Origin of the sequence: Ruminococcus sp. CAG:330 (assembly GCF_000437175.1) — a bacterium.
GTDB lineage: Bacteria > Bacillota > Clostridia > Oscillospirales > Ruminococcaceae > Ruminococcus_C.
Genome location: NZ_FR898094.1, coordinates 104,948 through 114,942, shown reverse-complemented (window position 1 = coordinate 114,942; position 9,995 = coordinate 104,948). Strand labels below are relative to the sequence as shown.

Genomic DNA, 9,995 nt, shown 5'->3' with positions numbered 1-9,995 from the left:
AGCATACTGCCGCAGTCAGTCCCGCCAGCCATTTTTGCTTGTTCATACAAAAACATCCTCCTTCTGTTGCTGTAATTTTTGATTCAAACTACATTCATTATAACAGAAGGAAGATTTCTTGTATTGCAGAATTGTCATGTGATTTATATATTTGTAAAGTGAATTTTATCCCTGCGATTTTCGAAATTCTGTGGGTGTCATACCGTAAGCTTCTTTGAAAACCCGTGTAAAATGGCTCTGGGACGAGAAACCCAGCAGACTGCTGATCTGGGAGAGATTTTGCTCTGTTTTCAACAGCAGTGTTTCTGCCTCCTGCATTTTTTGCTGCTGGATAAAATCAGACAGCGTCCTGCCGGTTTGTTTTTTGAATTCCGTAGTCAGTCCGCCGCGGCTTTTACCGCAATATGCTGCAATGTCTGCGGTGCGGATCGGTTCTGCCATATGGCTGCGGATGTACTGCAACACATTTCGCACCAATCGGGACTGGCTGCCGCCACACTGTTTCAGCTTTCGCACCTGATCGGCATAGTCCAGGATCATGTGATACTGCAAGTTCTTGATGCGTTCCATGTCCGGCAGGGATTCGCATCTGGAAATGTAGTGTTCCTCCGTTTCCAAAACTTCTTCGGCAGGCAGACCAGCCTGGATCGCTGCGCGGGAAACAATGGTTTCCAGCCGAATGAAAAAATTCCTGTGATGCCGCAGCAGCTGCGGTGCAAGCTGTCCGGAACGAACTGCCGGAATTTTTGTTGCACCATCGATCAAGCCGTCTACATCCCCCTGCTGCACCTTCCGAATGATGTCCTGTTCGATCGACAGAGAACGCATGTACCCTTCTGGATCTCTGTTTTCCGGATCGGACAGGATCTCATTTTCTTTCATTTCTGCTGTAATGGTTTTCTGTTCCTTTTGCTGGATCCGCAGATCAGAAATGTCGTACATGGTTCGGTTGACTGTGAAATTGTACAGGATCATTGCCTGCAAAAGGGTGTCCAGGTGCATCCCCGAAAGCGTTTTCATCTCAACTGCAAACGCTGGAATCTGTTCCGGCTGCAAATGCAGCGAACAGCCCAGTTTTTTCAATTCGTGTTCCGAAATTGCCAATTCGCTGACTGGCCCTGCAATAAAACAGTACGACTGATGCCGGACATAGCCATAGTAAAACATATCGTGATAGGCAAAATAGCCCAGTGGTGCAGTTCCCTGTAAAAGTGCATCAATGCAGAGGGTTACAGGATCTGCTGCCAGCTGCACCGGAGAATAGGTGTAGATCTCCTTCTGCTGTTGGTAAAGGCGTACCGGCAGTCCAAACATATTGGAAAACTGCCGGCTGAAATAGCAAAGCTGCGGTTTGGTCAAAACGTGCTGCACAGAAGATTGCTCGGACATGGCAAAGATCTCTCCTCTCTCTGTAAAATTCTCACCGGCAAAGTTTTAGCCAATGCAATCATAATTGATAACAATATTATACTACATTTTATAAAATATGTCAATATGCTGAAAATTTGTCGCAAAAGGAAAGCCCGGGGTTCTGCATGAGAATCCCGGGTTTTTATAGGAAATCAGATGAAACAATAAAGTCAAATCAATGTCAGACGATGCACGGAACACATCCGCAAGATGTGTCGTCAGACATTGCCGGAAGATGTCACTGTATGCCGGAGCAGACAAAGGTCGAAACCATTCAGCACACCGTCTGTATACAGATCCCCTGCCTGCCAGTCAGCAAGCTTTGTTTCCGGAATGCCAAGCAGCCACTTTTGCAAAAGCACAACATCTGCCAGATTTACCTTGCCATCTGCATTGATGTCGCCGGTATTTACAGGCGGTTTTTCTGTTATCACTGTCGTGGTTGCCGTTGTCGTCGCCGAAGCAGAAGTTGCGGTGGTCGCCTTTGTGGTCGTTGTCGTTGCCTTTGTAGTCGTTGCCTTTGTGGTGGTAGTAGTGGTCGTTGTGGTAGTGGTTGTTGTGGTAGTTACCACAGGCGGTCCTTCAATCGCAGTTCCTTTCACAGCACCGATTGCCTCATCAATATAGAAATTATCTGTATCGCCTTCCGTTTCCACATAAATTTTAAAATTCTTTCCGCCATCCGGAAGTTTGAAACTGGGATTTGCGAGCTGCACATAGTTTCCCTTTGCTGCGGAAGCAGACGCAATTCTGGCATACTTTGTTTCTCCGGCAGCATCTGTGTACTGTAGAGAAAGTGCAGCATTTTTGGAACTTTCTCCGTCCATGTAATTCAGGCATACGCTGAAACTATATTCTTTTCCAGCCTGAAATGCTTTTGCCGGCAGTACCTTTTCTGCTCCGTTCCACGCACTGGCACGATTCTGTACCAAGAGTGCATTGGTTCCCTGATACGGTATTCTTCCGCTCAGTGTAATATCTGCTGAGCCGTGTCCCTGCCAGTCGCAGTTGTCCGACTCAAAAGTATCGTGAAAATAATAGCCGTTCTCATCCGGTTCTACCGGCTGGTCTTCCAATGTCACAACAAACGTAGAAACACTTTCCGCAGGGAGCTGTGCCCAGAAGCTGCTGCTGTCATGCTCCATATTTTCTGTTTTTGCCAGATTTTCAGAGGCGGAAGTACGATAACGGTCAACCTCTGTAATTTGTGCATCAGCATCTACAGCGAACTGCTGCGAATAGCTTTCTGTTCCCTTGTTAATGGCAACAATGGTTACCTGATTGTCATCACCCTTATATGCAGACACATAGACATTGTCTGCCGGCTGTTCCGTAGCATCGATCCGCACATCGCCGGGGCGAACATATTTGGAGTATTGTGCCATGCAGTACCCACGCTTGCTGATCTTTCCGTCTTCCGTCATCAAACCATAATTCCGGCGGATATACCACCAGGTATATGCACTCATATTGCCCACAACCATGGCATTATGAATATTTTCCGAAACCTGCAGTGCCTCCGGATAACGATTTGCCGAATCCTTGTCGCTGTTGGGAACATAGACTTCTGTCATCCAGATTTCTTTTCCGCTGTTTTCCAGATCCGGAAAATCCATCCACGAACGCTGGGTGCCGTAAAAGTGCGTACCGAACACATCGCAGTTTGCCATTGCCTTGCTGTTATTCAAGATCTTCCGGTAAAATTTCTTGCCGCCGTCCGACACCCATGAGGCGTTTTCCGGTGCATACTGAAAAGATTCCGGTGACATCAGGCGGGTGCTTGTGATCTGATCGCCATAGTTGGCAATGAAGTCTGTTGTTTCATCGGTAGACCAATATGTCCACTCGGACGCATAATCCGGTTCATTCTGTACAGAGATAGCGTACAAATCAACATTATTATTTTTCATGTAAGTGCCAAAATCATTCAGATGTTTTGCATAGGCAGCATAATTGGATTTTGGCAGATGCAGCTTGCCGTTACTTCCGCCGGATTCTGTCAGATTTGCCGGCGGCTCCCACGGTGATGCAAAAACAGTGACACCCATTTGCGTCGCAAACTGTGCAGTAGGGAGTGCCCTGCTCCACTGGCTGCTGTCCGGATTCACAAACACCCGAAGTACCGTCAGCCCCAGTTCATTCTCTCCGTTTCCAAATGCCGTCTGCCGCTGTGCCTGCGTCAGATCTCCTGCCCATTCCGGATGGTTGATTCCGCCGAATCCCCGAATCATCTGATGTTCTGTGTCTGTATCAATGACACAAACGTCAGCGGCGGAAACCGTTTTCGTCGGAAAAATGGATGCTGTTGTTACAGACAGCAGTGCTGCCGTAAAACCAGCTGCGACTTTTCTCCAATTCATATACATTCCCTCCTGTGAAATGTGCCGTTTTGCTTGTTGTGTCTATTATAGCAATTTCGCATTGCGGTGTATATCATTTTTGTCATGTATTTTTGTATCATTGTCACATTTTTATCGATTCTGATGGCTGAAAATTCATCAGAATGCCTTTGTCAATAAAAAACTGAGCCACCTCGCTAATAAAAAAGTGAGCCAGTTGTGATAAAAAAATTTTGAGCCACTAATCGTGATTCAAGGTTGAGTCGATGCGGTAAGACGAACTGCAGTTCATGTTCAGAACAAAGGATCGGAAGGTGACGCTATCTATGAGTGCAGCAAGCAGCATTTCATTTTCAAAAAGCTGTGTCCATTGTGAAAATTCAAGATTTGTACTTATGATAATTAGCGTCTTGCACCATATTATTTTCATTTAATTTTTAATACCTGTAATTTTGATAGGGAACAGAATTTCACAAAAATTTTACACGAAAAAACAACCGCAGACAGATTGATATAATTGAATAATGCCAAATCAAACGGCGTTTCTCGAAAAAATCGAGGAACGCCGTTTTTTTGTGTGGCATTCTTTTTTCTCCTTGTTTTGTTTTTTGTTTTATGCTCGCTTTTCATATAAAAAGTGAAATCATCATCAAAATCAACTTTTACAGTGAAAACGTTCCTCGGTTTTTTCGAGGGACGTTTTTTCAGAAAGGAGTGGTAAGAATGGCAAGACTAACAAAGAAAATGGAGAAGGATTTCACAGTGGTTCATAACGAATTTATTCGAGATAAAAGCCTTGGGCTAACAGCAAGAGGTTTACTTCTGACCATGTTGTCCATGTCTGATTCTTTTAGTTTTTCCATTAAGGGCTTGGCAAGCATCGTTCCTGACGGTGAAACGAAAGTTTCCTCGGCTCTCAAAGAATTAGAAAGATGCGGATATTTACGCAGGCAAAGAATATTTGCTGATAATGGGAGATTTCTTGACGTGGAATATTCTATAAGCGATGAACCGATTTTTTTGGAGAATACACCAGAACAGGAAACACCATATCGGGAAAACCCAAATGTGGATAAAACACATACGGAAAACCACGATGTATATAAAATATCAAAACAATCAAATACCAAAGAATCAAATACTGATGTATTAACTATCAATCAATCTATCTTGAATCAAGATAAAAAGGGATGGATTGATAAGATTGAATGGGAACAGACAAAACAATTGGTCGAAGAACAGATAGAAGCAGATATTATACTGCAAATGACTAATTCTAAAGGGCATTTAATATACAATGCTGAGCAAGTGAATGAACTTATTCATATGATTAGCTTTGTATGTTGTACAACACAAAAATCCATTCGCATTAACGGTATGGATATGGATACAGAAATAGTTCGTTCCATGTATTCAAAACTCAATTCCGAACATATCATGTATGTTTTAGACTGCTTAAAGGCAAACTCCGCCAAAATCACAGCAAGGCAAAATTATTTACTGACAGCGTTATACAATGCTCCCATTTCAATGGAGGGTTTTTATGATAACCTTGTCCACCATGATATGTGTACCGGATAATTACTATCGCTATCAACTGGATTTCCGGTTGAAAATAAAAAAATGGAGGAATCAAAAATGAGCATGACCATTATTCCAAAAGGAACAAACGACAAAATGTTAGTCAATTACGCAAACGTCATTTCCATATTCACAATGGAAAATACAACCGTGGTGGATACAGAAACAGATGAAGAAAAAATGGCGTATGCAATTGTCGCAGAAGTTGTTGACAATGAAGACGTTGTAATTCTTGGTGTTTACGACACTGGAATTCAAATGGAACAAGCCTTGGCAACGTTGATTAACTGGTTGTCTGGAAATTCAGATACAGGAAATTTGCTCCGGATGCCCGATTAAAAAGAGAGATGAAAAGAATGAGGGAAGTTGTAAAAACTGTTAAAACCGAAAAGCTTTTATTGACTGAGTTCAACCGTATTCTGTGCAAGGAAAACGTTGTTTCGCTGAGAATTGAACAAAATCAAATGAAATCATACAGCGTTTTGGCTGAAATCAACAATGGTGAAATTGTGACAATTGCAGTAATAACTGATGCAAAAACCGCCAGAAAGTTTGCTTTAAAGCTTCGTTTATGGCTGCAAAGCACAGAAGACTGCCCGTTTCACACGCAGTATGAAATAAATCATATTATGCGTAGATAAGGAGGACATCCTATGGCTTCCGATATGGAACAAGGCTTAAAAAAGACACTTTCTCTTTCCAAACAATCAACTGAACTTACATCAGACATAATGAAAGAGATGATGAAAACCTTTTTAAGCGGAAATGCGGAAAAGAAAGGTAAGATTTCTGTTCGCCAATTGAATAAACGTGCAACAGAACATGGTGGAAAGTTGGAATCTATTGAAGTGTCAGATAAAAATATCGGAGATTTTTTGTCTGTCGCAAAAAAATATGATATTGACTTTGCAATAAAACACGATTCAGCATCTGGCGAATTTCATGTGATGTTTGAATCTGGAAAGACAGATAATTTCAAGCGTGCTTTTACTGAATATGCAAATGAAAAACAGCAAGACATTGAGAAGCAGCCGACAGTAACAAGACGGCAGCTGCGTGAGAATGCACAGCGTATTCAAGAGCAAGAGCCGAAAAAGAAAGAAAAAGTTCGTGAAAAATCAAAGGACATGGCTCTTTAATGCCGACAAAGCCACTTGACTTCGGAGAAAATAATGAATAGCAAAAAAGTAAAGAAAACGATATTGAGTTGGCTGCCATTTGTTATATTTGGATACGCAGGTGATTTGATTTCACTTGCATACCGAACAGCCGAAGGTAACGGAATCTCTGAAAAAATGATGCCGTTTATGAATAACCTAGGCGTTGTTTTTGCACAGGTAATTCCGAGTTTCAATGTGATTGATTTGGGATTTGGCATAGCAGTTGCACTCATAATGAAACTCATCATGTACATTAAATCAAAAAACAAAAAGAAATTCCGTAATGGTGAGGAATACGGTAGTGCAAGATGGGGCAACGAACAAGATATAGAACCATATATGGACTTAAAAGATAAGTTTAATAATGTAATTCTAACGCAAACCGAGAGCCTGACAATGGGAAAACCCTCTCACCCGAAATACGCCAGAAATAAAAATATTCTGGTTATCGGTGGTTCTGGTTCAGGTAAAACAAGATTTTTTGTCAAACCAAACTTAATGCAGATGCATTCTAGTTATATCGTTACCGACCCGAAAGGAACAGTATTGATTGAATGCGGAAAAATGTTGAAGCGTGGCAGACCGATAGGAAAAGATAGCAATGGTAAAACAATCTATGAACCATATAACATAAAGGTTTTTAATACGATTGATTTTGCAAAATCAATGCACTATAACCCTTTTGCATATATTAGCGAAAAAAATCGTGAAAAGGATATTCTTAAATTTGTGGATGTCCTTATCAAAAACACAAGCGGAAATCAGCCGAATAGCGGTGAAGATTTCTGGGTTAAAGCAGAAAAACTTTTATATACTGCATATATTGCAATGATTTTTGCAACCTCTCCTCCGGATGAGCGAAATTTTGAAACATTGATTGATATGATTAACATGTCTGAGTGCAGAGAAGATGATGAAACATTCAAAAATGCGATTGATAGACATTTTGAATTCGTTGAAATGTGGATAAACGGAACAATTCCGGAAGAAATTCCAGAGGAATATGAAGGATATGAGGGATTTAAAGAACTTGAACCTTCAGACGAAGTTGCTAGAATTGCTTCATTTGCAATCAAACAGTTTAAGTCATATAAGCTGGCAGCTGGTAAAACAGCAAAGTCTATTTTGATTTCTTGTTCAACACGGTTAGCACCGTTTGCAATAGATGAGGTATTAGAGATAACCAGATATGACGAATTAGGCTTAGACAAACTTGGTGATGAGCTGTCTGCTTTATTTGTCATTATCTCTGATACCGATGCTACATTTAACTTCTTAGTAGCAATTATGTATTCACAGCTTTTCAACTTGCTCTGTACTCGTGCAGATACGAATGACGGTGGCAAATTGAAATACCATGTTCGCTGCTTGCTTGATGAGTTTGCGAACATTGGAGAAATACCACAGTTTGAAAAGTTGATAGCTACTATCCGAAGTCGTGAAATATCTGCAAGTATCATTCTTCAGGCTAAATCACAGCTAAAGGCGATTTACAAGGATAATGCTGACACGATTGAGGGTAACTGTGACACTACGCTATTTCTTGGTGGCAAAGAGAAGTCAACGTTGAAAGAAATTTCTGAGAGTTTGGGAAAAGAAACGATTGATTCGTATAACACTTCTCAAAATCGAGGACAGAGCGAGAGTTACGGAACTAACTATCAAAAACTAGGAAAGGAGTTGAAGTCACAAGACGAATTAGCAGTCATGGACGGCGGTAAATGTATCTTACAACTTCGAGGAGTACGCCCATTCTTTTCAGATAAGTATGATATTACAAAGCACCCCAACTACAAATATCTATTGGACGATAACCCCAATATGAAATTTGACATCGCCGATTACGTGGCAAAAAGAAGTAAACATAGAATGGAAACCCCACCAGACAAGGTTGCTATAGAATATGCTTGCTGAATAATGGGTTGTCTGGTAATTGCAATATAGAGATTTCGTACATATGGTTCGTTTTTTCGAGTTTTCGGTATCATAGACTGTACATCCCCATACCAGTCTTTATGTTGCAATTAGGTGTAAATTAAAAAATTATAAACTGAAAGAAAAGGAAAAAGAAAATGAAGAAAACATCTACAATGGCAGTTTCGGCTGCAAACGAAAAGCTTACTAAGACTTGCAAGATGACAAAGAAGACGGTATTGACCATCTTTACCATGGCAATCATGTGCTGTATGTGCAGCATGACTGCTTTTGCATCCGGTGCAGTTGACAGTTCCTCATTTATTTCGACTGCCGGAACAGTTCTGCGTTCTGTTGTTATCCTGATTGGTGGCGGTGTTGGTGTCTGGGGCGTAGTTAACTTGCTGGAAGGCTACGGTAACGATAATGCTGGTGCAAAATCGCAGGGCATGAAGCAGCTGATGGCTGGGCTTGGTTTGATTCTGCTGGGCATTATCCTCGTTCCGGTACTTATCAGCATGATGCAGAGTGCTGTTTAATCGTCTGTTACGGTAACAATCTCCTATATTTTTTACTACGGATGACTTGTGGACAGTTTGTCCGCAGGTCATTCCTATAGTATACAGAAAGGACGGTGAAGTAATGGGCGTTATACAAGACTTTGTGGATGGTCTGCAAACGTGGATTGAAAACTTGTTTAAAGACGGTATCAAATCTCAATTTTCCAGCATTGGTGATTTGATAAAGACATCCTTTGACCCCAACAACTCTGATACAGGCGTTTCCGGTTTGGTTTCAAACTTCTTGACCACGCATCCTGCAAATTTTACAGGTGCAAGCGGAAGCAGCGGTACGACAATATGGCAAACCATTGAAACGCTCTGTAATAATGCAGTAGTTCCCATAGCAGGTATCATTTTTGCCATTTTAATGATAAATGACCTCATACAAATGGTGCTTCGTGGGAATAACTTCAAGGACTTTGATGATTCAATATTCGTCAAATGGATTATAAAAACGCTATGTGGCACGATTTTAATATCGAATGTCTATTACATTGCTTCTGCCCTATTCGGGTTTGGCGTTTCGGCAACCTCAGCAGCAATGACAACTTTATTTAATACCAGTGTGACAGATGTGTCACTGAATAAGAATGCATTGGACGGTCTTAGCATAGGAGAATTGATTTCAACATGGCTTATCTCCATTATAGTGTACCTTGGTGTCATAATTATGATAGTGGCTATTGTTATCGTACTGGCTTCTAGAATAATTGAAGTTTTTATGTACTTAGGTATTTCTCCGATTCCAGTTGCAACATTGGTAGACGGCGGTGAATTTGGTTCTGTCGGCAAGAATTGGATTAAGCAATTGATAGCTCTTTCATTTCAGGGCTTTTTCATTATTGTAGCGATTGGCATTTTTAAAACGTTATTTAACAATGCGATTTCTACAATAAATAGTGGCTCTGGAAGCGTTACTATGCAGATGGTATTTCTATTAGGTTATACTTGTGCGTTGGTATTTACAGTTCTTCGTACAGGAGCAATTTCTAAATCTGCGTTTAACGCACACTAATGGGAGGTATACA

The 9,995-nt window shown here is 41.2% G+C and carries 10 protein-coding genes; 7 read left to right on the top strand and 3 right to left on the bottom strand.

Going from position 1 to position 9,995, the window contains the following annotated elements; all coding sequences use genetic code 11:
• Window positions 1-165: 165 nt before the first annotated feature.
• The 3 genes from QZL66_RS11905 to QZL66_RS11990 all read right to left on the bottom strand — a co-directional run bounded on the left by QZL66_RS11905 (window position 166) and on the right by QZL66_RS11990 (window position 4,179).
• On the bottom strand, window positions 166-1,389 hold the full coding sequence (locus QZL66_RS11905; protein WP_022411938.1) for an AraC family transcriptional regulator: 1,224 nt from the start codon (window positions 1,387-1,389) through the stop codon (window positions 166-168).
• A gap of 239 nt (window positions 1,390-1,628) precedes the next feature.
• A complete protein-coding gene (locus tag QZL66_RS11900) occupies window positions 1,629-3,770 on the bottom strand; it encodes a dockerin type I domain-containing protein (RefSeq protein WP_022411937.1) in 2,142 nt (713 codons plus the stop codon).
• A gap of 220 nt (window positions 3,771-3,990) precedes the next feature.
• Entirely contained in the window at window positions 3,991-4,179 is a 189-nt protein-coding gene (locus tag QZL66_RS11990; protein WP_369677377.1) for an ATP-binding protein, read from the bottom strand.
• Between the two features lie 293 nt (window positions 4,180-4,472).
• On the opposite strand from QZL66_RS11990, the gene QZL66_RS11895 reads away from it, so the two are divergent.
• The 7 genes from QZL66_RS11895 to QZL66_RS11865 all read left to right on the top strand — a co-directional run bounded on the left by QZL66_RS11895 (window position 4,473) and on the right by QZL66_RS11865 (window position 9,982).
• Window positions 4,473-5,330, top strand: coding sequence for a DUF6017 domain-containing protein (locus QZL66_RS11895; protein WP_022411936.1), 858 nt, complete (start codon window positions 4,473-4,475; stop codon window positions 5,328-5,330).
• A 57-nt stretch (window positions 5,331-5,387) separates the two neighbouring features.
• A complete protein-coding gene (locus QZL66_RS11890) occupies window positions 5,388-5,669 on the top strand; it encodes a hypothetical protein (protein ID WP_022411935.1) in 282 nt (93 codons plus the stop codon).
• Between the two features lie 17 nt (window positions 5,670-5,686).
• Window positions 5,687-5,971: a hypothetical protein gene (locus QZL66_RS11885; RefSeq protein WP_022411934.1), complete on the top strand. Its 285-nt coding sequence runs from the start codon at window positions 5,687-5,689 to the stop codon at window positions 5,969-5,971.
• Window positions 5,972-5,983: 12 nt separating this feature from the next.
• Window positions 5,984-6,469: a PcfB family protein gene (locus tag QZL66_RS11880; RefSeq protein WP_022411933.1), complete on the top strand. Its 486-nt coding sequence runs from the start codon at window positions 5,984-5,986 to the stop codon at window positions 6,467-6,469.
• 33 nt (window positions 6,470-6,502) lie between these two features.
• Complete coding sequence (locus QZL66_RS11875) at window positions 6,503-8,404, top strand: VirD4-like conjugal transfer protein, CD1115 family (RefSeq protein ID WP_022411932.1); 1,902 nt, start codon at window positions 6,503-6,505, stop codon at window positions 8,402-8,404.
• Window positions 8,405-8,685: 281 nt separating this feature from the next.
• Complete coding sequence (locus QZL66_RS11870; RefSeq protein WP_177496041.1) at window positions 8,686-8,943, top strand: Maff2 family mobile element protein; 258 nt, start codon at window positions 8,686-8,688, stop codon at window positions 8,941-8,943.
• A gap of 103 nt (window positions 8,944-9,046) precedes the next feature.
• Window positions 9,047-9,982, top strand: a complete 936-nt coding sequence (locus QZL66_RS11865) for a VirB6/TrbL-like conjugal transfer protein, CD1112 family (protein WP_022411930.1) — start codon at window positions 9,047-9,049, stop codon at window positions 9,980-9,982.
• The last annotated feature ends 13 nt before the right edge of the window (window positions 9,983-9,995 follow it).

Bases quoted from the DNA above. Each gene is read 5' to 3' on its own strand.
- QZL66_RS11880 (WP_022411933.1), top strand. From the start codon at position 5,984: ATGGCTTCCGATATGGAACAAGGCTTAAAAAAGACACTTTCTCTTTCC.
- QZL66_RS11875 (WP_022411932.1), top strand. From the start codon at position 6,503: ATGAATAGCAAAAAAGTAAAGAAAACGATATTGAGTTGGCTGCCATTT.
- QZL66_RS11895 (WP_022411936.1), top strand. From the start codon at position 4,473: ATGGCAAGACTAACAAAGAAAATGGAGAAGGATTTCACAGTGGTTCAT.
- QZL66_RS11900 (WP_022411937.1), bottom strand. From the start codon at position 3,770: ATGAATTGGAGAAAAGTCGCAGCTGGTTTTACGGCAGCACTGCTGTCT.
- QZL66_RS11885 (WP_022411934.1), top strand. From the start codon at position 5,687: ATGAGGGAAGTTGTAAAAACTGTTAAAACCGAAAAGCTTTTATTGACT.
- QZL66_RS11990 (WP_369677377.1), bottom strand. From the start codon at position 4,179: ATGAAAATAATATGGTGCAAGACGCTAATTATCATAAGTACAAATCTT.
- QZL66_RS11905 (WP_022411938.1), bottom strand. From the start codon at position 1,389: ATGTCCGAGCAATCTTCTGTGCAGCACGTTTTGACCAAACCGCAGCTT.
- QZL66_RS11890 (WP_022411935.1), top strand. From the start codon at position 5,388: ATGAGCATGACCATTATTCCAAAAGGAACAAACGACAAAATGTTAGTC.
- QZL66_RS11865 (WP_022411930.1), top strand. From the start codon at position 9,047: ATGGGCGTTATACAAGACTTTGTGGATGGTCTGCAAACGTGGATTGAA.
- QZL66_RS11870 (WP_177496041.1), top strand. From the start codon at position 8,686: ATGACTGCTTTTGCATCCGGTGCAGTTGACAGTTCCTCATTTATTTCG.